The organism is Streptomyces sp. BoleA5, assembly GCF_000373665.1.
Taxonomy (GTDB): domain Bacteria; phylum Actinomycetota; class Actinomycetes; order Streptomycetales; family Streptomycetaceae; genus Actinacidiphila.
Window position 1 is genome coordinate 1 of the sequence record NZ_KB892091.1, and the last position, 26438, is coordinate 26438.

Below are 26438 nucleotides of genomic sequence, written 5' to 3' on the forward strand. Positions count from 1 at the left end.
CGAGTACCACCGGCCCCGCCGGGAGCGCGGGTCGGGCACCGAGTCGAAGTAGGGACGCAGGTCGGCGATCCGACCGGCATCCAGTGGCCCCAGCTTCACCAGCACGGCAGGGATGGGAGAAGATACAGCGGCAGGCACGGGCCACCTCGTGATCATCGGGCTTAGACACCACAATGATCACGAAGCCCGTGCCTGTCCTGCTATGCACCCCAACCGGTCACTACCCGACCAGCCGCACTACCCCGGAACTTGCAACAGCCCTGTCGGCAACCGCCTGAGCGAGCGGATACTCGAAGATCTTCTTCCCGTAGACCGGCTCGGAGTCCATCGAATTCGCCGACGCCTCCACATCCGGCTCCGCAGACCGGCGGCGGCGCGGGCGGCGTACGTCCGCCGACTCCGCCAAATCCGGACCGCCAAAAATGCGTGGAGTGGCGGTCATGTAGAGACGACGATCAGCCTTGATGCGGGCGTTGTCATTGATCACCGCCCACTTCTTGTCCGCGCGGCCGGCGATCCGGTGGGCCTCGTCCATGACCGCCAGATCGAACGGCGGCACCGAGCGGCCGGTACGCTGCGCCGCCTCGACCTTGTCCAGAGAGTCATAGGTACAGAACACCGTCACGGCGTCCAGGACACCGGTGCCGGCCGCGGAGAGGACGGCTGCCAGGCCGGTGGCGTCGCCGGTGGAGCCGACATTCGCCTCGGCCAGACCTGGGTGAGCCCGGGTATCCATCGAACACACCGCCACCATCGCCTCGGCCCGGCCGTCCCTCCGCCACGCCAGCGCCGTCTGCGCAATCAGATCCAGCGTCGGCACCACCACCAAGGTGAGCCGGGATGCGAGCGTCCCGGCCAGGCGGATGCCAACCAGGGTTTTACCCGTACCGCACGCCGAGACGTACAAGCCCCGCGTGCCCAAGCGGTGGAGATGCCGCACCGCACGATCCAGGCCAGCCTGCTGATCCGGGCGCAACACAACCCGCCTGGTCGGGTCGGCAGCAGGATCGGGAACGGCGGAGGCCACGGTGCTCATAGGGGGCATTCTCCCGGGTCCAAGAGCGGGGTGTCCGCGTACCCGTTGAGATATTCCTGCGGCGGCATCCCCTAGCCATCAGGCCTGCCGATCAGTTGATGGCCGCTCCGCGCAGCCGTTGGAGGGCTGCCAGCGCCTTCTCGCGCACATACGCGTCCGGGTCCTCGCCGAGCCGCTCGAGGACCGCCACCGTCCCGCGATCGGACGGTCAGGTCACCACGCACTCAGGCTGGTCCGACCAGACCTACCGCTACGACGCCATCGGCCGTCTCACCACCGTCGAAGACACCGCAGAGACCATCTGCACCCGCCGGTCCTACGGCTTCACCAGCCGATCCAACCGGCAGACCCTGACCACCGCCACCGCGGCCCCAGGCCTGGACTGCCCCACCAGCGGCGGCACCACTACCACCTCCACCTACGACAGTGCTGATCGCATCATCGCAACCGGCTACACCTACGATGCCTTCGGCCGTACCACCGCAGCCCCCAGCAATGGCACCATCGGCTACTACACCAACGACCTTGCCTACCAGCAGACCAGCGGGACTACTCGTCAGACCTGGCAGCTCGACGCCGGCCTGCGGTTCCGCTCCTGGAAGGTCGAAACCGGCAGCGGTAGCACCTGGACCCAGACACAGTCAAAGCTCAACCACTACGACAGCGACAGCGACAACCCCCGATGGATCACCGAAGACACCGTCACCGGCACGCTGACCCGCAATGTCGAATCCGCCAGCGGTGACCTTGCCGCCACAACCGGCAAGACCGGCGCCACCATCCTGCAGCTCACCACGATCCACGGTGATGTCGCCCTCCAACTCCCGCTGGACACAAGCAAGGCCCCCGTCGCCCTCGACAGCGACGAATACGGCAACCCCCGTGCCGGCCAAGCAGCAACTCGCTACAACTGGCTGGGCGCCAAACAGCGCTCCACCGAGACCCTCACCGGCCTCACCCTCATGGGCGTCCGCCTCTACAGCTCCACCACCGGGCGATTCCTCAGCCTCGACCCGGTCCACGGGGGAAACGCCAACGCGTACGAATACGTACACGGTGACCCCATCAACAACTACGATGTCGATGGGAAGCGATGCTGGAACCCATGGAGTGAAAGCTGTCGAAGCAAGAACAACACCGTCAGCTACCTCTATTCGGTCGGCTCCATCTGCTTCTCGTGGTGCCCGTACGCTGGCGTGGTTGGCCGTACGGTCCGCGCGTACCGTCACGGCAAGCGCGCATGGCACTACGGCCGCGCGGCTTGGCGGATCCACAAGCGGGTGGGAACCCGAGGGCTTTGGAACCACTCCAAGAGCTGGGCGCAGCGACAGGGCTGTGTCCGTAATGCTGGCGGTTTTGGAGCCTGCGCCTGGTTGGCAGTTGGCGGGGTCACTGGCATCACGGAGGGCTGGGGCCACGCCAAAAATGTGTGGAAACTCGGGCGAGGTAAATACAGGGCAATCAGAAGCGGGCGATGGTGGAGATAAGCTGAAATAACCTCCAGCATGTAGATTCGCCCGCCTGGGCGGGGGGTGCCGTATCGTCATCCGGCACCCCCATCCAGGCGCATTCAACACCAGCCAAGTACGTGAGATTGGAAAAATATGTCTACTGTCCGTCGAGGAGTCTCTTGGAAGCTCCTGGCAATATGCGCCGCGGGTGCCGTGTGGAAGTTCCTTGAGGAAATTTTTCGCGACGGCGCGATCTCGCCTCTCGCTACGGCCGCTTACTTTGCCGCCTTCTCATTCCTTGCCGGCGCCTCAGCTTTCGAGTTTCGGCGCCGTAATTCCTCGGCTGGTGCACCGCACCGGAAAAATGACAGCGACAACTGACGCTGGCCCCGCAGCACTGGCCCGGCATACCCGCGCGGCAGCGCAGGGCGCAAGCCGACCGAACTGCAGTCTGCTTCTCTAACCAACTGGGGGCCTCAGGCGTGGAATCGGCGACGAAGACGACGCCCGCCCAGGCCGTCGACCCGGTCAGCTGGTACACCACGACCGGCGTCACGTACGCCGCGACCGACGTGGCCAGCCCGTCGCACGCCCGCAGGGCGTGCACCCGGGCCACCACCGAACTCCACCTCGTCGCGCGATGCGCCCTCGGGGCCGCGGTCGCCATTTGCGTTGTGCGCCATGACCGCCGCTCTCAGGCCGCTACCGGCACGGGAGCGGCGGGCTGGCGGGTGCGGGTGCAGGTCACCGGGATCGACGTCCTTCAGGCCGGCGAAGCAGAGGCGGGGCGGAGCCCAATGTGCCGCCCGGGCGGTGAGCGTGGTCAGGTCACGGGCCGCCCGGCGCGACGCCCGCCGCCCGGTACCAGGGCCCGGCACGGCATTCGACGCCCGCGTCCCGCCACAAGAAACGCCCCCCGGCACCGCATTGCCAGCGTCGATCGTGCCTCGAGACGGCACCGTCACCGATGTCGGCACGGGCCCTGTCAGAGGGGCGCTCTCGCCAGTGAAGGGGTGACGCGATATGCGCGGGCTTCAGCGATCGGTGACGGCTAGGTTGTCGCCGTGCATCCCATCCGGTTCGAGGCCGTCCCACGCCACGGCATCCACATCTTCCACTACCTCCCGGGCGACGACATACCTGTGTCCAGGCACTGGCCAGGGCTGTTCGGAGAATGGCCGCAGAGGCAGACACCGTTCTCCGAATGGGCGGTGAACAACAACAACATGGAGGAAGTCGCCGTCTACGTGGGTCTGATCTGGCGCCTCACGGACGGGCTGGCCCGCTATGCGATTCCGAGGTACTACCGCGACGACGCCACACAGACGCTGGGACGCGAGCCGATCATGGTGGATTGGGAGTACGACGTCGACGCCGAGCAACTGACCCCCCTGTCGCGGGACAACGGCTTCGTTCCCGGGCGCTCCGCGCTCACGATCTGCCCTCAGCCCACCGCGTGGGAGGTGGAGAACGCCAGTCGCGCGGGCCTGTTCCCGCTGGCGACCCTGCGGGACCTGGTGTCCGCGCTGCACGCCGTGCTCTTCGACGCCTCCTCGGAGATGACCGTGTTCGCCATTCCCCCAGGCGCCGAACGCCTCGAGCGCCTCACCGCCGCGTTGCGGGGCCCAGTACGCCCGGCCCTAGGCGACGTCCTCGAAGACGACGGGATCTTCCTCGACCTCACGATCGGCTCCGATCTCGGCAACTACGACTCGATCATCGTCGCGTCGAGTACTGATCTGCTGAGCCCGCTGACCAACCTTGCTGCGGACTGCGCGCAGCGTGTCGAGTCGTACGAACAGCGGCTGGATGAACTCCGCAGTGTCCCTGATTTTCTGCGGGCGATGCCCCAGCTCGCGGGTGTGGATCTGGACGCTTCCTGAGCACGACCCTCTCCTGCAGCGGCGGCGAGCGCTGAGCTGTCCGCCCCGCCGCAGGAGCGGACGCTTACTGCCGAGAAGGCTCGGCGGCATACCGGAACGTTGCGGGCCCTGTACCGGTTGGTGCGGGGCCCACGGACGGTCCGGTGGGGCGTCAGAACGCGCCCAAGCCGGATAGAGCCCAGCTCCCTTCGTACGGCGGCCGCCCAGGAGCCATAGCGGCATCTCCACGGCGGGCCCCCGGGGCGAAGACGCCGGACCCCGTGCACCGCATCGTGTTCTGGCCCGCCGCCGCCGTGGTTGGACCAGGGCGTACCGCGCGAAGCCGCTCGGATCGCGTTGCCCGCACCGTCCCACGGGACAGCGCGGCACCGTCGCGACCGTCCCGTCCTGTCTGTCGGTGCGGCCCGGCCTTTGTCGGAGCCGCCCGATACGGTCACCGACGTGAGCAGACACCAGGCCTTCGGTGCCGACCGGCGCCTCGCGTGCCGCAATCCACGACCATCTGGCAGGGCAACCGCATGAGCATCGTTCCCGCACGTGACGTCGCCCGGCCGACACCTGCGTCGCGGCGGCCGAAGAACTCGACCGTTCGCCATGGGCAACCGTCGTGCGCGGACTACGGCTGCCGCCTGGTCGTATGCCGGCAAGCGGCGCGACGAGCGCGCCGTCAGCGGGACGCGGAGCTGCGCGAGCGAGGAAGCGCCCGGGTGGCCCCCGGGCCGGCCATCGCGTGGGCGCAGCGACTGCAGGTGCGGGGCATGTCAGCCCAGGACATCGCCGACCGTTCCGGAGTCTCGGTTACCTTGGTCCGTCGTCTGCTGCGCGCGGTCAGCCGACCGATCGCCCGCACCACCGCCGACGCCGTGCTGGGGGTGACCCTGCCGCCGCGGCATCTGCCGACCACACCGGGCCTGACCAGTGCTGGCGAGGCGTCACGGCTGCTGGCCGATCTGGAACGCGCCGGATGGCCCGCCACGTTGCTCGCCCGGCGTCTTGCCGTGCATCCGCGCACCATCGCCGAGATCCGCTTCGCACGCCGCACACGGATCCACCTCGACCTCGACGTCCGCATCCGCGAGCTCCACCGGCACCTGATCCCCCTCGATCCGGTCAGTGAGGGCGTACGCGCCGTCGACGCCGCCCGCATCCGCACCCTGGCGCAGCGCCGCGCCGCGTAACCGCCCAAGACGTCCGCTGCGGGCTGCTGCCAACGATGGCCGGAGTACGTCTGCGAGGCCCGGAGCCAGCCGCGATCCGGCTGGGTGCCGCTCACCGGGGGCGTGCCGCAAGGCGGCACGCATACGGGGATTGCCCGCCGTCGGCTCCCGCCTGGCGGACCGGGCTGCGATGCCAGGGCCGCCAGAAGCGGCTGGGGCGATAGACGGAAGCACACCATCACCGTGCCGAACGCCCTGTGGAGCCCCCGTGAGAGCGAGCGTCGTACCCGTCCCCACCATCGCGGACCTGGCCATCCGGGCGCTGCCCTGGGACCCGGCCGAGCACCTGAACCAGGCAGCCCGCCGCATGCGCGGGCGGCAGAGCCGGACGCTGGGCTTCCCCGGCAACGCCAACGTCGACCTGAGCGCCTACGGTTCGCGGCTGAGTGTGCTGTTCAACAACGTGGGCGACCCGCAGTCCACCGACGCCTCCAACATCGGCGCCAAGACGTACGAGCTCGCCGTGTTGGAGTACTTCGCGCACGTCGCCGGTGCCGACCCCGCCCAGGTCTCGCGCGTGAAGCGCCAGGGACCACTGTCCTCGGCCTTGAGGAACTCGGCGCACCAACCGGCGATCTGCCAGCCGAGCGTGCGCTCTGGCAGCTTCCAGGAGCCGTCAGGCTCCTTCAGCCACGTCGGGCCGAGGAAGCTCGGTTCGAGGGCATCGATCTCTTTTGCTGTGAGGGCTGGAATGGGGCTCACCTCCCCTCGACGCCAGTGCCCCGGGGCCTAGGCCCGTGTGTCTTCTGTGAAGGCATCACCACAGAGACCGCTTCATGGCATCCTCGCCCGCGTGAACACCCCACCTGGTTCGCAGGCAACGCGAGGTTAGCCGTCGACTCTCGCGGGGCAGGACTTTTGTCATGTCCCCCGAAGGAACGGGGGCGAGAAGCACACCAAGCCATGATCGGAGAGAATCGCATGCCCATAGCAAAGCGGATCAGGGCCGCAGCAGTGACGTCCAAGCGCGTTCGCCCGCGGATGGTAGGTCTCTCTGCGGGCGTGACCATAGCAACGGCTGCCCTGCTCGGCACGGTGGTCGCACCCGCCCAGGCGTATTCGCCCAACCCGTCGGCTTCTATCAGTTATCGCGACACGGACAACTGTACGTGTACGCTCAGCGACCCGTTCGACGGGACGTACTTCCAGTACGACGCTGGAGGTTACGCCGCGAAGATTGAACTGCGCGACGCCTCCGGCTCGTATATCAGCAAGGTAGAGTTCCATCCCTACGACGAGAAACTCTGGGTGTACGACACCAAGAACGACGGAGACTCGGTCTACGTGAGCGTTTATTGGTGGGATGCGAGCGGCAACCCCCACGCGGTCGGCCCCAACATAACTCCGACTGGCACCGACGCCGTGGTGGACTACGTGGTTTACAACCTCGACATCGCTGAAGGCACACCGGTGTCGATCGATGTGTACGACGGCAGCGGGTACTCGGACTACATTACGTCCGCCGAGGTCGTAGCCTGATGGTTGGGCCGCCCGAAGGGCGGCTCACCTATTCGGCGAGTCCGAGATCCTTCTTGTAGTCGGCAATCGCGAGCACGGCCGCGGACTGCTCCTCCGGCTCGGGCTCATGCAGTTCGATGCGCACACGGCGTCGATCGCCCTCGGCGACGAGGAGTCGCTAGAAGGCTGAGTAGATGGTCTGGAGCATCTGACCCGACCGCTTCCCCGACTTCTTGTAAACGGAGAGGTCTTCGCACAGGGAGTAGGCGAGAGCCCAGTCCGACTGCTGGTAGAAGTCGGCCTGCCCGGACTCCTTCAGGGAGTCCCACAGGCGCTTCGCGATCGGGTGCCAAGTGCGGTCAGCGTTCGGCACCTTCGTAGGCCGGGCGACGCCTCGCGTCACCGGCTGGACATCACTGCCCTTGCGTTCGCGTGGGCGGGCGAGGTCGGCCTCGCGGTTCGGTACTGGTCCAGGCACGGTCACCTCCCGTCCGCTTTACTACTGCTGTGGACCAAGGCATAACCGGACTGGCCGGCGCCGCGATCGGTGGACCTATCGGAGTCCTCGGCACACTCGGAGCTGCTCGGCCTTCCGGCCGCTCTCAGCACGAACAGTGGCGTCGTCAACAGCGGGCAGGTCCACAGACCGCCCGAGTCGCCGCAAGCTTACGGGCCCCGATCTCTCGCCCCATGGCAGCTCCCGCCCAAAGCCGCTCCCCCGGCCCTCGCTATTCAGCTGCCTCCGCTTATCTCCCGCCACGCCGCTTTTTGACCTGTCTGCGGATCACACATATCACGACAATGGTGAGGACAAACACCAGCACCCATGTGTCGAAACAGTTCCACTCGCTGTTGCCGTAGACGTGAAATCCTCCACCGGGACGGTGGATTGCGGCTTCGAACATGGTGTTCATCAAGGTCATGATCAGGGACCTTAGATCAGGCCAGAGTGCCGCACCAGGGCGAGGACGCCGATCGCGCATGTGGTTGCTGTACAGCAGTGACGTACAGCAACCACCGCAGCCGAAGGCGACCGGCAACAGCCGCAAGCAACCGGCTGACATGCCTGGCAGACCTCAGCGACCGTCGCGCCCATAGTTCGCATCGAGGGGGTCGTGCGGTCGGGCTGCGCATGGCACGGTGCGGCCATTGCGCTGCGTGCGTCGGGCATCCGCGTTAAGGGGACACTGATCCTATGGCCCTACCCAAAACGCATCATTGCGCTTCCTGCTCGGTCGGTGGCGCGCAGGAAGAGGTCATCCACGAAGACCTCGTCGTCGGAGCACCGCTGTCCATGGAGGATCTCACCGAGGCGCAGCGCCTCGACCGGTTCGCCCGCAAGTACGCCCACGACGGTTGCGAGGTCAGAGAAGTCCGACGAGTCCCGCACGACTGCTTGAGCGGCTACGCGTGGTCCGTCCTCTTCGTCGAGAGTTCCTGACTAAGGCATCACCGGGTAGCCCCGGAAAGATGCCTGGCAGGAGGAGCCGGCCCGATGGACAGCTTCGGACTTTCTCGCAGCGGCCGGCGATGCCGCGCCCTCCCTGGGTGTGGCAGAGCCTTGACCGTGCCCGTTGTGCGCCCGATCGAGCAGTGAACCGGGGTCAGTCGGGGTCAGCCTCGGGCCGCACCAAGGAAACACAAGCCGCCGTTTTGCCAGTTCAGCAACGGTTCTACGCCCGCCTACCGGTGATTCCCAAGCTCAGCGTCCCGAATGAGCGTATCTTTCAGTCGAGCCACACGAGCATTGCATCATCCGCCACAGCGGCAGACTCGAAGAACTGCGTCAGGCCGTCGTACCAGTGACGCCCCCACTCAAGCGCTCCGGGCTCATCCCATCCGTGGGGATACGCCCCGGCCAGGGGATACACATCAGCCTTGGCCAGGTCGGCCGGAGTGACGCCGTTAACGAGCTGGTCGTACGTGGTGGCACGCAGCGCCCGCGCTGCAAGACGCACCCGCTCCGAGGGCAGGTACCTCGGCGGCCCGTAACCCCAGTCCTCATCCTCGGCAAACGGCTCCTCACCATGGATGACGTCCACCGGGAAGTCGGCACGCGTCAAGAGGAAGCCCAGCATGTCCCAGGTCTTGGACGTGCTGAAATGGCGCGCCTCGGTCGGCGCAGGTTCTGCCTCCTCCTCGGCGTCCTGAACCTTTTCGGCGAAATCCAGCGCCCAGTAAGGGTCCTGAATTGCCCGGTCGAGCTCAACAGCCGTAACGCGCAGGTACTCACCGATCTTGCTCATGGCCGGAGACTAACGGTGGCAGGACACGAGCAGCAGCCACCAGTGCGGTAAGACTTTCTCTACTTCATCAAGCACCCGGCGTCGCTCACGCTCCGCCGGGCGCGCGGCCCGCGTCCGGCCGTGCCCACGCTCCTAATGGGGACGTAAGTGTTGGGGATGACCGGCACGTGGTGAGCCGTATTCGCTCCTGAGGCGCCGACGCTTGCGCTCGCCTGTAGCGTCGTCGACGCGGCGGTCGTTCACCCGCGGGGCCCGCACCTCGACCGGGCCGGCCGCGGTCACCACAGTGCGGGACCGGTGGTGGCCGTTGCGGACCACCAGCCGATGCCCGCGCTCGTCGGTCTCGGCAGCCAACTCAGCTATGTACTGGTTGACTTCCGCCTCCAGTGCGGCGGCGAGCATGCGGCGGGCGCCCTCGCGGACGATCTCGTCGATCAGGGAGCCGGACTGTGTGGAGCCTTCTTCGGTGACTACGCTGAGCACGGGCGTGCCTTCCCGACCCGCGCTGCGAACGCGGGCCTACTCGGAGACCTTACGGATCATCGGGAAGGTACGCCTTCTGCATGCCCTCCCGCGACCGATCCACAAGTCCTGAGCATTGCTCGGGAGCTGCAAGACTGGTTCTCATTGGGGAAGCGGAGTGTCCCCGATGCCCCTTACCCCTAGCGTTTCCTCGCCGTCACCAGCCGCGTACGGGACGGGGAAGTCAGCGTGTCGACCCGCGCCGCTACCAGTGCGAGTCGGCGCACCGCCTCTGCGTGGAACCTCCGGCGCTGCCACCGCTGGTAGCGGTACGCGCACTCCATGGTCGTCCAAGCCAGCGCGAACCCCACGATCCCGGCCGCCACGGGCGCCGCGTGCAGCCGTACTCCGCCCCCGTCTTCGAGTCCGCTTCCGAGGGGCACAGTCCAGGCGAGTGTGAGGGCGACGGTGAGCGCCAACCACAGGACGTACCCGCTGAAAACCCAGGGCTGCGCCTCACGCAGCCATTGCAACCGCCCATACTTCGCCGTCCGCCCTTGAGTCGCTACCGCCGCCTGCAGCTCTCCGAGCGCGAAGGATGCCCGGTCCCGCTGCTCTCGCCTGATTGGCGCGCTCCACTCTTGCGTACGCACGTCGAGCCGAGCGATCTCCCGCCGGACCGTAGCCACCGGTGCTGTCGCGGGCATCGCCTCCGGCCACGACATCCACCGTTCACGGTCCTTCTTGAGGGAGCGCATGATGTGGGCTGCCATCGGGCCGACAGCGATGCACATGCCCAGCATCAATACGACGGCGAAGCTGGGACTCTGCCCCCACACCTGGCTCAGGATTAGCGTCGCGAAGAACAGGAGGAAGACCGGTATCGGATAGGTCGCCCGGAGGTAGTTCTTCTGCGTTGCGTCCTGCAGGTCCCGTTCCCACGCCTGGACGGGGCGACGCATGAGGCCGCAGGACAGCAGCACAGCGACCAGGACGACGCCCATCAGTCCAAGGGACGCCAGGGCCAACCGCAGGGAGACCGGATCGCGGCCCGGTTCTTTCGACAGCCCTCCGGCCGTCGCAGCCCACGGCATGAGGACACAGAGCGCGGCGGAGATGAGGCCGGTGGCCCAGCCGAGCAGCCGGCCGGGCCGTCGTGGCGGCCGCTCTTCGGAGCGGATCGGCGTCCACTCCGGTGCCACCAGCCTCTCCAGCTTGACGATCAGCTTCTCTACGGCAGCGTCCCAGTCATCCGAGGTGACGCGATGCGCCTGCCGTAGGGAGAGTTCGCGGATCGACAGGGGAAGCAGCTCGGGCGGTGGTGGCTCCGCAGCGTCGAGGAGCAGGGGGATCACGGTCTTCTCGGCGGCGAGCGCCAGTTCGATCTCGTGCCGCACCCAGTCGCCGGCGCGGTCGAGGCATCGCTCGCCCGCCGAGTCCCGCGCCTCCAGCCAGCCCTCCGAAATGGTGACGAGCAGAACTTCGCAGTCATGCACTCCGCGTCTGAGGTCATCTGGGTAGCGATTACCGGGCGGCATCGACGAGGTGTCGAGGAAGACCTGCGTGGCGCCGAAGTGACGGCTGAGCCGTTCATGCAGCCGGTGCACCGCATCTGTGGCACGCGGACCTCTGCGGTAGTTGATGAAGACGCCTCCCACGGCGATGTCGCCCCTCCTCGTCCGTTTCTTCTGCCAGGGTGATGACCGGGGACTGCTTCGAAGAACTCCGAACCTCGAAGGCGAGGACGTCCATGCACCCGTGCCCGTTCTGTTCCATCGCAGTCGGCTGCGGCCCGGCGCGGTTGATCTTCGAAGACGAGCACACTGTGGTGTTCTTCCCGCTGGTCCCGGCGACCCTCGGCCATACGCTTGTGGTGCCCCGCATCCATGCGCCGGACCTGTGGGCCATGGCGTCGACGGAAGCAGAACAGCTGCTTGCGACCGCGCTCCATGTCGGAGGCGCCTTGCGTGACCACCTCGCCCCCGAGGGCATGAATGTTATCCATTCCGCCGGTTCCGCGGCTTCTCAAACGGTGTTCCACGCCCATGTCCATCTCGTTCCACGGTGGCGAGGTGATGCCATTGGCCCGCTGTGGCCGGAAGAGGGGGCGGGGGTCCGGGACGCGGACGTGCTCGACGTATTGGCCGGCGAGGTGGCCGCACTGCTGCGTCCGCCCACGCCACCAAGGGTGTGATTCAGCGGGCTATGAGGACGATAGCGAAATGGGCGATCAGCAGGGAACCGTAGAGCAGCACCAGTGTCTGAGAGAAGGCAGCCTTTGCGAGTGTCACCCTCGCCAGGTACGGTCCGACGTTCAGCGACAGCATCTCCACGGTGCTCTCGGGCGTGCGGGCGTCTTCGTACAGCGCCCGGAACAGTCGTTCTTGACGCAGGAAGTACGAGTCGAGATACCAGAAGCCCAGCAGAGGAACAACTCCGCCCAGCGCAATCTGCCAGCTGAGCCGCCCAGCTGACAGTGCCAGGATGGCCGCAGTGAGCGTCATCGCCCAGCCTTTGAGCAGGAACGAGTTGTTGCCCAGCCTGGTGACGATGGCCTGGATGAACTCCAGGTGCTTGATCCGGTCTGCGCTCAGCGGAGAGCCGCTGGTGGCGGTGGTGGCACTGACATCCGCTTCGTCGCTGCCGATGCTCACTGACACGGTCCCCCTCCATCGGACATGCCCACGTCGAAAGACTATCGCGGGGCCGGCGCCCCGGACTCCGTCCCGCCAATGAGGGTTCGGCCCGACTCTCCGGCCGGTTCTGCGTCCCACGTAAGGCCATGGCCGCGTCCTCTGAGCCGGACCAACTCGACGGCGCTTAGGGTCACGGTGATCACGAGCCCAGTGAGCGCAAACGGGTCCTTGAGGTTGTCGGGGGTGGCAACGATGCCTCCGGAGAACCGGTCCACGACGATCGCACCCACTGCCACAAACGGCGCTGCGAGAGAGGGGAGGGCTGGATGGGCGTTGCCCGCGTTGAAAATCGTGCCCGCGACGCTGAAAGGAGCGAGCAATAGGAAGGTCCCTGCGGGAACCAGGACCAGGATCGCGGTGACGAGGCTCACGAATGCGTTGCCGTATCCCTCGATCGCGTTCATCGACCAGGCCACCACACCAGTAGTCGCGCCCGCCAGGGCAAGGACAGAGAGCGGGCCAGGGACCGTGACCTCCCCGCCGTCAATGAAAATCAGGCGGACCAGCCGGGGTCGACGTCTGCCAGGCGGGCCGATGAGGACATACACGCCTGCCAGGACGACCAGGACGATGCTCGCGACGATCGCCAACAGCCCGTACTTGACGATGACGGCGTCCACCCACTCGAAGAACCCACCGGTGGCAAGCCCATAGCGATAAGTCAGGGTCAGCACGACGGCAGCAGTAACGATCGTGCGCGCAAGCGCGAACCCAGAAAAGGACGTTCGGAGGAGCAGAGTCACGATGGTGAGCCCCACGAGCAACCATGTGCCCACGATCTGAATCAGCCACAGCACGATGGCCCCTAACGCTCCGAGCATGGAGCACCTTCCTATGAGTTGATTGCTTCGGCGACCGTATCGGAAAGGTCAGACCAGTGACCTGCTCGACGAAGGTCGCAGGACGGGTACTCGGACACCTCACAGATGGGCAGGGAACGGACTCGGCAGCTATGAGGCTGGCGGAGCGGCAGCGTCGACCGCAGCGGGATGACGCTTGCCGCGCCTTCGGGTGGAGGCGGCGGTCTCTGCCTTGGCGCGGGTTTGGAATCCGACCTTGTGGGTCAGGGCCTGTGGTTCGCGGGGCAGCGGCACGAGGGCGGACGATCAGTCAGGAGGGCATGTCGGACAGGTGCTGGCCGTCGAAGTACATGGCGTTGCTGTTGGCGCCATCCAGGCTGCCCTTGGTATCGGACACTCCGGCATGGACTTCGCCGACGGACGGCCGGGACGTGCGGACCGGGCACTGCTGCACCACGTTGGGCACCATGTGCAGGGTGCATTCCTGCACGTAGCTGAGGGTGATGTCATCCCGGCTCCCGTCCTCTGGGTTCCGGCCGAGCCAGTAGTAGAAAGTAAGGGTCTGCGCGGTAGGGGACTTCGCCTGGATCTTGTAGGCGATGCTGTTGCCGGTGTCATCGGCGATACAGGGAAGCACCCAGTAGCCGTCGGCGTTGTCGGCGACATACGAGTTGCGGCACTTCCAGTCCAGGCCGAGGGCGGGCTCGGATGGCGGCTTGGTCGTTGCCGACGATTTCGCAGACCGGGTCGGCGTCGTGGAGGAACCGCGGGTGCCCGATGTTTTGGCGGGTGACTTGGCCGAGGGCGAACCGGAGGGCCGACCGGGTATGGAGGCACTCGGGGAGGGCGACGGTGTTTTGACCGCGCCGGAGGCCTTGGACGCGCCTTCCGAAGGGGTTCCTGTCGCCTCGTCCATGTGCTGGGACCACCACCATCCTCCCGTGGCCACGAGGACGAGGGCGGTGGCCCCGGCGGTGACCAGTGGGGCCACGCGACGGGCGCGGCGTTGGACCGTGCGGTCCGCGGTTCGTCGCGCGGCGCGGGAGCCGGGCTGGGTCGGGGTGTTCGCGACGGCCACTTCGGCGGGAAAAGCGACTGCAGGGTCGGTAACCTGCTGGGCAGGGTTGTCGGGCTCCGTGGGGTGCGCGATCGCTTTGTCCCCGGCTGCATCGTTCTGGCCTGCGTCGGCTTGGCGCAGGCCGACCGTGTCTTCGGCCTCGCGCAGGGCGGTCATGGCGGCGACAGCCGGCGGCAGCCACGCCGCCGTACCCAGGACGGTGACCAGGTCGTCGACCGGCTCGATCAGCTGATGCAGCAGCTCGCCCAGGCGGGGCCTGAGGGCCGGGTCCTTGGCGAGGCATGGCTCGATGATGGCGCGTAGTTCGGGCGGCAGGCGGTCCATATCGGGCTGTTCGTGCACCACGCGGTAGTTGAGGACGGAGCCGGAGGCGGCCTCGCCGAACGGGTACCGGCCCGTGGCGGTCCTGGTGAGGAGGACTCCCAGAGAGAAAACGTCCGAGGCCGTACCGACGGCTTGGCCCTTGATCTGTTCGGGTGAGCTGAAACCGGCGGTACCCAGGTAGCTTCCGTGCTCGGTCAGGCGGGTGGCGTCCATGACGGCGGATATGCCGAAGTCGATGACGCGGGGGCCGTTCGACGTCAGGATGACGTTCGACGGCTTGAGGTCACGGTGGATGACTCCGGCCTCGTGGATGGCGCTCAGGGCCTCCACCAGTCCCGCGCCCAGGGCTCGTACCGAGTCGCTGGGCCAGGGGCCGTGACGGAGAGCCTTGTCCAGGGGCACTCCCTGGACATAGGCGGTGGCCAGCCACGGCGGGTCTGCCTCAGCGTCGGCGCCGACCACGGCGGCGGTGTAGGCACTGTTCACCTGGCGGGCAGCCTGGGCTTCACGGGCGAAGCGGCGGCGGAACTCGTCGTCCTCCGCGATGTCCGGCCGGATCACCTTCACGGCGACCTTCATGCCGCCAGGGCTTCGGCCCAGGAACACCTGGCCCATACCGCCCTGACCGAGCCTGGCAACGATCCGGTACGAACCGATCCACTGCGGCTGCGGCGCGTTCCACTCCACGGGTTCCCTCGTTGATCGTCCTGCGGCCGGATTCATCCACACCGCGTGTGCTGATGATGCGTCGGAAACGGCAGTCTGCCAGATGAAACCTGGATGCCCATGACAATCGCGCAACGGTTCCACACTCGAGGGTTTGCCCTATGTCCGCCCGCTGACGTTGACTTCGCGATGTCACTGGGGGCTGACGCGTCGTAATGCTTGAGGTGGCCGCAGGGGAACTACCGAGCGATGTACGTTCCGGTGTTCTTTGCCGCGGGTCCGTCCTGCGGGTGAGCCGTCGTCCCTGCACCCAGATGTCCCATGCACTCGTCAGGGTGAATCCGGTCCACTGCCGCAGGACGCCGGTTCGTCTCGCTCACGGCGCAGTCGCATGGCCAACGATCAGGTGGAGCCGTGCCCGGGGCGCGCACAGCCTGCAAGCGGTTGTGCCTGATGCCGCGACCACGTCGTTACGATCAGCGCCGCTGAGGCCGATGCACCGATGCTTGCCGCCATGCATGGATCTGACCTGCTGTTATGCCGTCATGCAGGCGGTGTGGAGGCCCGGCTGTTCCGCACAACGACGGGGAGAGACACGCACATGACCCAGGAGCCAGGTGGCCAGGACCAGGAAAGCGCAGGGGTGCAGCTGTCGCGGCTGCTGCGCCGTTGGTGGGAGGAAGCCGGCAGCCCGACCGGCGGCACCAGGCCGACGCAGCAGGCGCTGGCCGCGAGGCTGGGGGTCGATCAGACGACGCTGTCGCGGTACCTGAACCCGAAGCACCTGTCGACCGCTCCCCTGCGGGTGGTCGAGGCGCTGCACGCCCAGTTGCGTGCCCCGGCAATGGAGCTCGAACGGGCTCGCAGTCTGTGCCAGGCCGCTCTGCGGGAGAACGCCCGCCCACGGGTTGCCGACAGCGGCGAGGCACACACCACGCCCACTGACAGCACGGGCGGATCCGCGGCAACTGCCGAGCCCGATCTCGCCCCAGGAAAGCACGGGGCCGCCACTGTCCACGGCCCCGTTGGCGCGTACGGTTCGCCGGGCCAGGGTGCAGCGGGGTTGCGTCGTTCTCGGTGGCTGCGGTCGGGCCTGGTCGCAGCGGCGGTGGTCGTGACGTTCACCGCCGGAGCGGTCTTCCACGAACGGCTGTCCGCCAGGGATGGCGTGGCCACGGCCGACGGTGCGGCCGGTGCCGCCTCCGTCGGCGAGGCTCGGTACGAGTGGCCCTTGCTGTACATGAGCAAGGCCGACCAGTTCACCCGCGCCCGCGCTCTGCAGAACCTGCTGAACGCACACGGCTACAAGGTCCGGGCCGACGGATTCTTCACGGAAGACACCAGGGACGCTGTGATGGACTTCCAGAAACGGGAGGAACTGCCGACCGACGGCAAGGTCGGCAACCTCACCTGGCCGGCGCTGGTGAAGGGGCAGGTCGGTCCCGGGTCCAACGCCTTCGCCGTGCGGGCCGTGCAGGAACTCCTGAACAACGTGGGCCAGGGCGGCACCCCGGTGACGGGGAGATTCACTGCGGCCACCGCCGAAGACGTGAGCTACTTCCAGCGCACACATGGCCTGCGCGAGACAGGCCGGGTCGAGGAGAGCACCTGGCTGGCCCTGCTGGTGAAGCAGGCCCGGCCGGTCGACACACCGGCCTACCAGAGGACCACAAGCCCGCCGTCCTCAGCTTCCGGGTGACAAGCACGGCACACCCGCTCGCAGGCATGGCGTCTGCATGACACGCCCCGCATGCATTGGTCCATAGCAGCAGGTCAGAGGCCTTGCATGTGGGGCGCATCGATGTGCCTCGGCAAGCAGCCGGAATCGTGTTCTCTCACCCGGTCGTCGCGGCAATGCTGATTCTGCGACCGGCACTCCTGGACGGCCCGCCTCGTCGACGAGGCAGCAGATTCAGGCTCTCCGTCGGTCCGCTTCCTGTCAGCACGCTGCCCGAAGGGGGCACTCATGTCCGCTGTCCGCAAGATCATCACCTCCGCCGCGTCGGCCGTCATCATCGCCAGTGGGCTGGCGGTCGCCGCCGCCGGTCCGGCCGGCGCGGCCACCTGCGCGTCCTCCGCGTCCCCGGTGATCGACGGCGCTTCGGCCAGCTGGACCCTGCGCTGCTCCGGCGGCAGCGTCACGGTGGCCGGCTGGCTCCAGGACACCCGCAGGGACGCCAAGTGCGCCGTGGTCCGCATCAACGCCGGCAACGGCGCCTACCGCACGAAGTCCGCATGCGCCTCCGGGGTCCGCGAGCAGTTCTCCTTCACCTTCACCGGCACGACGACCGCACAGGCCCGCCTCGCCATCGCCTGACCCCGGACCAGGGGCGGTCCACGCCGCCCGCCCCGGCCCGCAGGTGCACTCGTACCCGGACTACGGGGCTCGCGAGCGCCCACCACACATCACGACCCCACACATGCGCGGCCGGAACCGTCAAGCCGTGCGGGAGAACGAGGAAACACATGAACAGCAACGGACGCCGCCTGCGCAGCACCCTCATCGCCGCAGCCGCAGCAACCACCCTGACCCTGACCGTAGCGCCGGCGCTCTCACCGGCCGCCGCCACACAAGGACCCGCCAAGACTCCATCGGCGGTAACGACAACCAGCCTGGTCTACGACAAGAACCCCGGCAGCCCCACGAACTCGAAGCTCAAGGTCTACCAGGGCACGAAGCTCCTGGCTTCCTACCGGGCCGGATCAGGCCTCGGCAGCAAGAACGACTGCGCAGTCGGCGAGGGCTGGATCCCGAACGGCAACTGGAAGATCAAGCTCAAGGACCCCAAGTACAACGGCCAGTACATCAAGGGCTACGCCGTCTACCTCGAGGACATGGGGTGCTCCAAGAACCCCCACAAAAAGATCCGTACGCAGATGTTCATCCACTCCGAGATGAACCGTGACGGCAGCCAGGGCCGCAGCGAGCAGCGCAGCTGGCAAGACTCCAAGGACTACAGGTCCGCCGGCTGCGTGAAGCTGCACCCGGACCACATCACGCACATGTTCAAGCTCCTCAACCGCATCGGCTGGCCGACTCACCTGCGCGTCGTGTCCTGACCCCATGGGCGGTGGAGGGTGGAGGGCACACTCCCCCGCCGGCGACCAAAGCGGTGATCCGTGCGCGGCCGCGGCAGCCCCCACCGGGCCTGCCGCTGCCGCACGGGGATCCGGACGTTCACATCGGGCACGCGAGGTCATCCGTTCACGGTGCAGCAGGACACCACAGGGGGTCCGGGTACGTTCCCGTGCCGCTTCCCGAACGCGCGCAACGCCCGAGAGCGGCGGACGGGCTGCAGGCCGGCCCGTGGCCGGAGACTGGCCGGTACGGTGTCACACCGGACGCCTTGGCTCTCGCCACCTGCAAGAGCAGCGCGTGCGGGCAGGAACAGGGCGCAGGCGGCGGTGGCTGTCCCACCGGCCCAGGAGGAGGAGCAGGTGTGAAGAGCGTCCGGCTGCGCGAGCACCAGGTCGAAGCGAACGCGCGGATCCGGCAGTGGGCGGGATTCCCCGCACGCTCCCCCGTCCCCGACGACGGGGCGCGGGCGACGCTGGTGTCCGCCACCGGGTCCGGGAAAACAATCACCGCGGCTGTGGCTGCGCTGGACCTGTTCCGGGACGGCCGGATCCTGGTCATGGTGCCCACGCTGGACCTGCTGGTACAGACCGCGCAGGCGTGGCGCCGGGTCGGGCACCGGGGGCCTATGGTCGGCGTGTGCTCGCTGGAGGGCGACGAGGTCCTGGAGCAGCTGCGGGTGCGGACCACCACGAACCCGATCCAGTTGGCGTTGTGGGCCGGAACCGGGCCGGTCGTCGTGTTCGCCACCTACGCCTCCCTGGTGGATCGCGAGGATCCCGAAAACGCCACAGGTCGTGGACGGGTGCGAGGGCCGCTCGAGGCGGCACTGGCCGGCGGGGAGCGGCTGTACGGGCAGCAGCTGGCCCCGTTCGACCTCGCGATCCTCGACGAGGCGCACGGCGTTGCCGGGGACCTGGGTCGGCCGTGGGCCGCGATCCACGACAACACCCGCATCCCTGTCGCTTGCCGGCCGTACCTAACCGCCACGCCCCGGATCCTGGCCGCGCCGCGGCCGCCGAAGGGCAAGGACGGGACCGAGCTGGAGATCGCCTCGATGGTCTCCGACCCGGCCGGCCCTTACGGGGAGTGGATCTTCGAGCTGGGGCTGTCAGAGGCGGTCGAGCGGGGCATCCTCGCCGGCTTCGAGATCGACGTCCTGGAGATCCAGGACCCCGACCTCACCCTGGGAGGCTCCGAGGAGGCAATGCGGGGCCGGCGCCTCGCGCTGCTGCAGGCCGCCCTGCTGGAACACGCCGCCGCCCACAACCTCCGCACGGTCATGACGTTCCACCAGCGCGTCGAGGAAGCCGCCGCGTTCGCCGCCAAGCTCCCGGAAACCGCAGCCGAGCTGTTCACGTCGGAAGTCTCCGAGTACGCCCTGGCCGAAGCCGGCACTTTGCCGGCGTCGCCGATCGACGCCGACTTCTACGACCTCGCCGCGCACCGGCACGTCCCCCCTGACCGGGTCTGGGCGCAGTGGCTGTGCGGCGACCACCTCGTGGCGGAGCGACGTGAAGTACTCCAGCAGTTCGCGAACGGCACCGACGCTCAGGGCAGGCGGGTCCACCGGGCTTTCCTCGCTTCGGTTCGCGTTCTCGGCGAGGGTGTCGACATCACCGGGGAGCGGGGCGTCGAAGCCGTCTGCTTCGCCGACACCCGCGGTTCGCAGGTCGAGATCGTGCAGAACATCGGCCGCGCTTTGCGGCCGAAGGCGGACGGCACGACGAAGGTTGCCCGGATCATCGTGCCAGTCTTCCTGCAGCCGGGTGAAGACCCGGACAACATGATCGCCTCAGCGTCGTTCCGGCCCCTGGTAGCGGTACTTCAGGGACTGCGCAGTCACGACGAACGACTCGTGGAGCAGCTCGCTTCGCGTGCGCTGAGCAGCGGAGCGCGCACCGTCCACGTCCTGCGGGACGCGGACGGCCGCATCATCGGCACCACCAGTGGTGGCGCGGCAGCAGGCGGATCCGGCGGCGGGGACCAGGAACAGGGCGCGGAGAGTGCGGGCGCGGAGTCGGCGCTGCTGCACTTCTCCACCCCCCGCGACCCCGCCACCATCGCCGCGTTCCTGCGCACACGCGTCTACCGCCCCGAGTCCCTGGTCTGGCTCGAGGGCTACCAAGCCCTCCGACGCTGGCGCCAGGACAACGACATCACCGGGCTGTATGCCGTGCCCTATGAGACCGAGGTGAAGCTGGGGGTGACCCGGTTCCCGCTCGGACGCTGGGTGCACCAGCAGCGGCGCGCACTGCGAGCCGGAGAGCTGGAAGAACGCCGCAGAAAGCTCCTCGATGAGCCGGAGGCCGGCATGGTCTGGGAACCCGGCGACCGGGCCTGGGAGACCAAGCTCGCTGTGTTGCGCTCGTTCTTCAGGGCTCACGGGCACCTGGCCCCAAGGCAGGACGCGGTCTGGAGCGACGGCCCCGACGGCCAGGCCCGCCCCGTACCGATCGGACAACACCTGGCCAACCTCCGCCGCAAGGACGGCCTCGGCAAAGACCCCGAACGGGCTGCGGCCCGGGCAGCGCAGCTGGCCGCGATCGACCCCGACTGGGACTGCCCGTGGCCCCTGGACTGGCAACGCCACTACGCCATCCTCCGCGACCTCGCAAAGACCGAGCCCGACCACTCGGTGGCCGGCATCGAACCCGGAGTGCGGTACGAAGGCGATGATCTTGGGGCGTGGCTGGAACGGCAGTCCAAGAGCTGGGCGCAGCCTTCCGGAGAACAACAGCACCGACTCACCGCACTCGGCATCACGCCCGCCGAGCGGCCCGCCCCGGCGCCAGTCGGGCAGAGCATCGGAAAGCCTGCGGGCAAGGCCCAGCAGGCGTTTGCGCGAGGCGTAGCGGCCCTCGCGCAATGGATCGAACGCGAAGGCCCACACCGGCCCGTCCCACGCGGACACAACGAAACGGTCGTGGTCGAAGGCGAGGCAGAACCGGTGGCTGTGCGGCTGGGCGTGTGGATCACCAACACCAAAACCAGGCAGCGCCAGGCCCGCAGCTTGGCTATGCGTTCGATCTGCTGTGTCTCGATGGCTGGGTCGACGCGTAGCGGCTGGTAGGGCTCTTCCTGCTCGAGCTGGAAGCGGTTGACGCCGACGACGATGTGTTCGGCGGCGTCGGTTTCCTGGGCGATGCGGTAGGCGTTGTGTTCGATCTCGGACTTTTGGAAGCCGTGTTCGATGGCGGCTACGGCGCCGCAGAGTTGTTCGATTTGGGTCATGAGGGCGGTGGCGGCGGCCTCGATGTCGTTGGTCATGGCTTCGATGGCGTAGGAGCCGGCGAAGGGGTCGACGGTCGCTGTGACGTCTGTTTCGTGGGCGAGGACCTGCTGGGTGCGCAGTGCCAGGCGTGCGCTTTTGTCGGTGGGGAGGGCGAGGGCTTCGTCGAAGGAGTTGGTGTGTAGGGACTGGGTGCCGCCGAGGACGGCGGCGAGGGCTTGGATGGTGACGCGGACGAGGTTGACTTCGGGTTGCTGGGCGGTGAGCTGGACGCCTGCGGTCTGGGTGTGGAAGCGCAGCATGTGCGACTTGGGGTTTTTCGCGCCGAACTGGACTTTCATGGTGTGGGCCCAGATGCGGCGGGCGGCGCGGAACTTGGCGACTTCTTCGAGGATCGTGGTGCGGGCGACGAAGAAGAAGGACAGGCGGGGTGCGAAGTCGTCGATGTCCATGCCTGCGGCGATGGCGGTGCGGACGTATTCGATGCCGTTGGCGAGGGTGAAGGCGATTTCCTGGGTGGGTGAGGCGCCGGCTTCGGCCATGTGGTAGCCGGAGATGGAGATGGTGTTCCATTTCGGGAGTTCGGCTTTGCAGTACTGGAAGATGTCTGCGGTCAGGCGCAGCGAGGGTGTGGGCGGGAATATGTAGGTGCCGCGGGCGATGTATTCCTTGAGGACGTCGTTTTGGATGGTGCCGGTGAGGTGGTCGGGGCTGGCGCCTTGTTCTTCGGCGACGAGTTGGTAGAGCAGGAGGAGTACGGCGGCGGGGGCGTTGCTGGTCATGGAGGTGGAGACCTGGTTCAGGGGGATGCCGTGGAAGAGGACGCGCATGTCGTCTATGGAGTCGATGGCGACGCCGACTTTTCCGACTTCGCCGTGGGCGAGGGGGGCGTTGGAGTCGTGGCCCATTTGGGTGGGCAGGTCGAAGGCGACGGACAGGCCGGTGGTGCCGTGGGCGATGAGTTGCTGGTAGCGGGCGTTGGATTCGGCGGCGGTGCCGAAGCCGGCGTATTGGCGCATGGTCCAGGGGCGGGCGGTGTACATGGTGGGGTACACGCCGCGGGTGTAGGGGAAGGTGCCGGGGGCGTTGAGGTGTTGGGCCGGGTCCCAGTCGTGCAGGGCGGTGGGGTCGTAGACGTCGTGGATGGGCAGTCCGGATTCGGATGGGCGCGTCATGGTGGGTGTCTCCGTTCCGGCTGGATCGGCGCATGGTGGGCTGCCTGCGTTGGGTGGTTGGGGTTGCTCGTCATCAGCGTGTGCTCGTCGCGTGGCGGCGGGGCCTTGGGCTGGGCTGCTGGTGGGTTTTCGGTTGCCGTTGTGTGCGCGGCGCAGGGAGTCATGCCGCTCGCGTGGGGACTATGACTAGCCTGTATCGACATTTACCGAAGCAAGGTCAGCATGGCGTTCGCCGTTGCGGGATGTCAACGGCTTCCTGAGGCTCGCGTGCCTGCGGGATGCCGGGCCCTTACCGGAAGCAACGTGCGTATTCGGGGCATCTGTGTGCTTAAGCCGGGCTACCATCCGGGCATCGGCGCGAGCCGAGGGGCAGGCATCGGGGGGCACATGGATCAAGAGGTGCTGTTCGGCCAGCGGGCGTATACCGACCCGTGGGGAACGCTGCGGGAGCTGCAGCAGGCGGACATGCGCCGGCCGTCGGCGGGCAGGAAGGCCCGCATGGCGGCGCTGCACGCCGTTGTGGGGGACCTGGTGGAGTCCGTCATGCTGGCCGGTGCTGTCGTCGAGGCCTCGGAGCCTGTCGCGCCTTTGGAGCGGGCTCGTGCCCATGTCTCGCTGGCCGCATCGTGGGCCGCGGCGGGCGGCCTGAACGTGGCCGTGCGTGGCATGACGCCACGGCAGCACATCGCGGCGGGTCTGCGGATCCTGGCTGAGGCCGATCCCGGCGGCGGGTATCTGACGGCGGCCTCACTCATCAACGCCGCCACCGCGGAGTACACCATCGGGGACCTGGACGCTGCGTACCGGCACCTTGGAAGGGCGCGTGGCCTGGTCTCCTCCTGGGGGAAGAGTGCGCCCATGCGCGGCCCCTACCTGGGGCTCATCGAGTTCAACACCGTTGTCATGGCGGACCTCGACGAGCGGGGCATGGTGGCGGCGTTGCTCGGTGTGCACGACCAGGCGCGCAGGGAGGGAGTCCTGCGCACGTGCGGCCTGGTGGACCAGCATCTGGCCGGGCGTTTCGCCGCGGCCCATCTCTACACGCCCGCTCTCATCCACGGCGAGCGGGCCCGGGAGATCTGGCAGAGGTGCCGGCGGCCGGAGCGGGTGGCCAGCATCGACTACACCTTGCTGGAGATCTACAAGAATCTGGGCGCCGAGGAGGAGCGGGGGCGCCTGGAGCGGCAGTTGATCGGCATCACCCGGCCGGAGTCGGTCTTCCGGGGCATCGTCACGCAGGCGAAGGCGAAGGTGTCGGAGCATTATCACGACCTGGCTGACTACCGCAGGTCGGAGCAGTACGAGGAGAGCGCCTGGAAGACCATTGAGCCGGTCCTGAAAGCCGAGGGCGGGCATGTGTCGTCGGGGGGCGCCCTGGGGCTGGTGTTCGGCGGGGTCAGGACCGCCCGCAAGCTGGGTGACGACAAGCTGGTTGCCAAGTGGCGGGCCAGGGCCGCTTTCATGGCGCGCGGGATCGATGCCTACCTGGAGTCGTCCACGGGGTGGGGGGCCTCCTTCGGCCGGTACCTGGAAGCGATCATTGATGGTGACCGGCAGGCCGTCGCCGCTCTGCAGCAGGAAATCGTCCGCAAGACGCTGGAGGTCAACGTCTACGGCAAGGCGGCCCTGCCGGCGGTCATAGGCTTGCAGGAGCACCTCGACACCGTGGAGCCGGGCGAGGATCTCGATACCGACCTGCGGGAGTACTGGCAGCACCTGAGGAGCCTGGCGTCGGAGGACGCCGAAGAGATCCGCTCCCGTTTCCGGAGCGCCAACGTCGTCCCGGTGCTCAACCGGATCCTGGGCAGCAACCCCGATCTGGACCCGTGGATCCAGTTCGAGACCGTGGAACTGGCCCGGACAGGCAGTGTCACCGGCCCGCAGGCAGTGGGCCTGCCCGACACCGATCAGCGCGGCCACATCCGGCGGATCGCCCTGGCCGACTACAAGAACCGCGGCATCATCTTCCCGGCCGCCATTGGTGAAGCATGCGGCATAGCCCTGCACCCGGTGGCCGCCAGCCGCTTCGGGGAAACGGACCGGGACCTGGGGCGGCTGCTGCGGTCCGGCTCCTTCTCCCAGGACCCCGACGTGCTGCAGCTGTATCTGCGCGGGGATGTGCTGCACTGGGCGTACGTGCGCACCGGCGGGGCGAGCGTCGCCGCGGGATCGTTCACCGACTCCGACGCCGTGCGGGCGGTCGCCGCGGTCTACGACTGGGCGTCGCCGCGGGTGACGCGGGCCGACATCCAGACCGCCGCGCTGCTCGGGCTGCCCGAGGCCAGCCTGCCGATGGTGGCGGCCATCCGTTGCGCCGTCGGGCCCTTCGTGGAGCAGCCGGCGTTGGCGGAGGACTTCGCCATGGTCCTGCCCCGTCGTGCCCGCGGCGCCGTCCTCGATCACTTCCGTGCCGTGACCCCGCCGGCCGTGGACGACATCTGCCGATGGATCGGGCGCCTGCTGCCGGACTTGCCGGAGGTCTGGGACGGCACGGCCGCGCTGGCGTTGTCGCTGCAGGGCAATCTGGCGCAGATCCCCTTCGCGCTCGCCCGGCACCCGCGTGAGGGCCGGCACCTGGGCACGACCCGGCCGGTGGTGAGCCTGGCCCCCATGAACACGCTCGCCCACATGCCTGAACCGGCCGCCGTACCGGCGGGCGGGCCCGTGCCGTGGCAGCTGACCGTGGTCGGGAACTGCATGGGAGATCTGGGCTATTCGGGCGCCACGTCGTCGGCGGCGGACATTCGCAACGCGCTGCTGCTGCCGCCTGAGGACGCGTGGTCTTCGGCGGTGCTGTACAAGGGGCATTTCCTGCGCTCGAAGAGCGGGCGTCCGAGTCTGGCGGGGCTGCCGTCAGGAGCTCCGGGACAGGTGTTCCGGGCGGCCGACATCCTGCTGGAGTCCGGGAAGGTCGCCGGTCCGGCACGGCTGGCGATCATGGCGTGTGAGGCGTCCGGGTGGGGGCTGGCCGAGGAGTGGGGCGGCACGGCCTCGGCGCTGATGCTGCGGGGCGTGCGCGAGGTCATCGCCCCGCACTGGCCGCTGATCGACAGCCCCGCCTCGCAAGTCCTCGACGGGCGGGTCGCGGGCATCCTCACCTGCCCCGGCGATCTGGCGGCCGCCTACGCCGACATGATCGGCGGCCTTCTCAGCGACTGGCTGGACGGCCGTGGCACTGCCCTGGGCCCGCACTGGTGGGCCGGACTGGCCCTGATCAAAGCCTGACCCTTCAATCCCCAAGGAGCGTATCTGTGAGCACCGACGACTTCGTGGTCCTGGCCGTCGACAAGGAAGCCTGGGAGGAGATCGCTGCCGGCACGCCGAGCGATCTGGCACGGCCCGCCCCGGGGGTGCGCAGCTTCGATCTGAACACCTTCCAGGAGGGCGTCACGATCCTCAAGGACGTCACTTCCATCGCCGTGCCGATCATCGTTTCCCGCACCCACCTGGCCCGGTTCGGGCGGCAGATCGCGGGGTGGCTGACGCGGAACAAGAGCAGCGAGGTGCAGCTGACGTTGCGCCTGGAGGGGCGTACGCACTCCAGCGTGGTGGTCGGCGACGCGGACGAGGAGGCCATCTTCCAGGCGCTGCTGGAGATCCTGAAGGAGATGGAGGCCCAGCAGGAGGAGGAGTAACTG

20 protein-coding genes and 3 pseudogenes are annotated in these 26438 nt (G+C 67.8%); 13 read left to right on the forward strand and 10 right to left on the reverse strand.

Annotated elements, in window-relative coordinates:
* Nucleotides 1-220 precede the first annotated feature (220 nt).
* On the reverse strand, nt 221-1036 hold the full coding sequence (locus tag B085_RS0103950) for a DEAD/DEAH box helicase family protein (protein WP_018557260.1): 816 nt from the start codon (nt 1034-1036) through the stop codon (nt 221-223).
* Between the two features lie 131 nt (nt 1037-1167).
* Here B085_RS0103950 and B085_RS47995 point away from each other — a divergent pair.
* From B085_RS47995 to B085_RS0103975, 5 genes and pseudogenes are all read left to right on the forward strand, one after another.
* Nucleotides 1168-2523 (forward strand): annotated as a pseudogene (locus B085_RS47995) (RHS repeat-associated core domain-containing protein); the annotation flags it as partial.
* Nucleotides 2524-3698: 1175 nt separating this feature from the next.
* The gene (locus B085_RS41110) at nt 3699-4370 is read left to right on the forward strand and encodes a hypothetical protein (protein ID WP_158689646.1); all 672 of its coding nucleotides are present in this window, start codon (nt 3699-3701) and stop codon (nt 4368-4370) included.
* A gap of 758 nt (nt 4371-5128) precedes the next feature.
* Nucleotides 5129-5548, forward strand: coding sequence for a hypothetical protein (locus tag B085_RS48000; protein WP_158689647.1), 420 nt, complete (start codon nt 5129-5131; stop codon nt 5546-5548).
* Between the two features lie 247 nt (nt 5549-5795).
* Entirely contained in the window at nt 5796-6320 is a 525-nt protein-coding gene (locus B085_RS49090; protein WP_018557264.1) for a hypothetical protein, read from the forward strand.
* 170 nt (nt 6321-6490) lie between these two features.
* Nucleotides 6491-7066: a hypothetical protein gene (locus B085_RS0103975; RefSeq protein WP_018557265.1), complete on the forward strand. Its 576-nt coding sequence runs from the start codon at nt 6491-6493 to the stop codon at nt 7064-7066.
* 157 nt (nt 7067-7223) lie between these two features.
* On the opposite strand, the gene B085_RS41115 is transcribed toward B085_RS0103975, so the two are convergent.
* Both B085_RS41115 and B085_RS49095 read right to left on the reverse strand, forming a co-directional pair.
* The gene (locus tag B085_RS41115; RefSeq protein ID WP_234018487.1) at nt 7224-7523 is read right to left on the reverse strand and encodes a hypothetical protein; all 300 of its coding nucleotides are present in this window, start codon (nt 7521-7523) and stop codon (nt 7224-7226) included.
* A gap of 268 nt (nt 7524-7791) precedes the next feature.
* Nucleotides 7792-7959 carry a hypothetical protein gene (locus tag B085_RS49095; RefSeq protein ID WP_158689648.1) on the reverse strand — a complete coding sequence of 56 codons (168 nt, stop codon included), beginning with the start codon at nt 7957-7959 and terminating at the stop codon, nt 7792-7794.
* A 281-nt stretch (nt 7960-8240) separates the two neighbouring features.
* Here B085_RS49095 and B085_RS46470 point away from each other — a divergent pair, with 281 nt between their 5' ends.
* Nucleotides 8241-8486: a hypothetical protein gene (locus tag B085_RS46470; RefSeq protein ID WP_078619742.1), complete on the forward strand. Its 246-nt coding sequence runs from the start codon at nt 8241-8243 to the stop codon at nt 8484-8486.
* 286 nt (nt 8487-8772) lie between these two features.
* Here the strand turns inward: B085_RS46470 and B085_RS0103990 are convergent, their stop codons facing one another.
* The 3 genes and pseudogenes from B085_RS0103990 to B085_RS45410 form a co-directional block, all read right to left on the reverse strand.
* On the reverse strand, nt 8773-9291 hold the full coding sequence (locus tag B085_RS0103990; RefSeq protein ID WP_018557267.1) for a YfbM family protein: 519 nt from the start codon (nt 9289-9291) through the stop codon (nt 8773-8775).
* A gap of 198 nt (nt 9292-9489) precedes the next feature.
* Nucleotides 9490-9774 (reverse strand): annotated as a pseudogene (locus B085_RS41120) (transposase); the annotation flags it as partial.
* A gap of 179 nt (nt 9775-9953) precedes the next feature.
* A complete protein-coding gene (locus B085_RS45410; RefSeq protein WP_158689649.1) occupies nt 9954-11411 on the reverse strand; it encodes a toll/interleukin-1 receptor domain-containing protein in 1458 nt (485 codons plus the stop codon).
* Between the two features lie 92 nt (nt 11412-11503).
* Between B085_RS45410 and B085_RS0104005 the strand changes: the two genes are divergently transcribed.
* On the forward strand, nt 11504-11947 hold the full coding sequence (locus B085_RS0104005) for an HIT family protein (RefSeq protein ID WP_037731272.1): 444 nt from the start codon (nt 11504-11506) through the stop codon (nt 11945-11947).
* Between the two features lies 1 nt (nt 11948).
* Here B085_RS0104005 and B085_RS0104010 read toward each other — a convergent pair whose 3' ends face one another.
* The 3 genes from B085_RS0104010 to B085_RS45415 all read right to left on the reverse strand — a co-directional run bounded on the left by B085_RS0104010 (nt 11949) and on the right by B085_RS45415 (nt 15338).
* On the reverse strand, nt 11949-12413 hold the full coding sequence (locus tag B085_RS0104010; RefSeq protein ID WP_234018489.1) for a hypothetical protein: 465 nt from the start codon (nt 12411-12413) through the stop codon (nt 11949-11951).
* A gap of 35 nt (nt 12414-12448) precedes the next feature.
* Nucleotides 12449-13246: a hypothetical protein gene (locus tag B085_RS0104015; RefSeq protein WP_158689650.1), complete on the reverse strand. Its 798-nt coding sequence runs from the start codon at nt 13244-13246 to the stop codon at nt 12449-12451.
* A gap of 313 nt (nt 13247-13559) precedes the next feature.
* On the reverse strand, nt 13560-15338 hold the full coding sequence (locus B085_RS45415) for a serine/threonine protein kinase (protein ID WP_051101946.1): 1779 nt from the start codon (nt 15336-15338) through the stop codon (nt 13560-13562).
* 535 nt (nt 15339-15873) lie between these two features.
* Here B085_RS45415 and B085_RS0104030 point away from each other — a divergent pair.
* The 4 genes from B085_RS0104030 (at nt 15874) to B085_RS0104045 (ending at nt 21466) form a co-directional block, all read left to right on the forward strand.
* The gene (locus B085_RS0104030) at nt 15874-17016 is read left to right on the forward strand and encodes a peptidoglycan-binding protein (RefSeq protein ID WP_234018490.1); all 1143 of its coding nucleotides are present in this window, start codon (nt 15874-15876) and stop codon (nt 17014-17016) included.
* Nucleotides 17017-17283: 267 nt separating this feature from the next.
* The gene (locus B085_RS0104035; RefSeq protein WP_018557272.1) at nt 17284-17634 is read left to right on the forward strand and encodes a hypothetical protein; all 351 of its coding nucleotides are present in this window, start codon (nt 17284-17286) and stop codon (nt 17632-17634) included.
* A 149-nt stretch (nt 17635-17783) separates the two neighbouring features.
* The gene (locus tag B085_RS0104040; RefSeq protein WP_018557273.1) at nt 17784-18377 is read left to right on the forward strand and encodes a L,D-transpeptidase family protein; all 594 of its coding nucleotides are present in this window, start codon (nt 17784-17786) and stop codon (nt 18375-18377) included.
* Nucleotides 18378-18757: 380 nt separating this feature from the next.
* Nucleotides 18758-21466, forward strand: a complete 2709-nt coding sequence (locus B085_RS0104045; protein ID WP_018557274.1) for a DEAD/DEAH box helicase — start codon at nt 18758-18760, stop codon at nt 21464-21466.
* Here B085_RS0104045 and B085_RS46475 read toward each other — a convergent pair.
* Nucleotides 21391-22800, reverse strand: a pseudogene (locus B085_RS46475) (acyl-CoA mutase large subunit family protein); the annotation flags it as partial. The gene B085_RS0104045 and the pseudogene B085_RS46475 overlap by 76 nt on opposite strands.
* Nucleotides 22801-23103: 303 nt before the next feature.
* Between B085_RS46475 and B085_RS41135 the strand changes: the two are divergent.
* Together B085_RS41135 and B085_RS41140 are read left to right on the forward strand one after the other, a co-directional pair.
* A complete protein-coding gene (locus B085_RS41135; protein WP_158689651.1) occupies nt 23104-26025 on the forward strand; it encodes a hypothetical protein in 2922 nt (973 codons plus the stop codon).
* Nucleotides 26026-26051: 26 nt separating this feature from the next.
* Nucleotides 26052-26435, forward strand: coding sequence for a hypothetical protein (locus tag B085_RS41140; protein ID WP_018557280.1), 384 nt, complete (start codon nt 26052-26054; stop codon nt 26433-26435).
* The last annotated feature ends 3 nt before the right edge of the window (nt 26436-26438 follow it).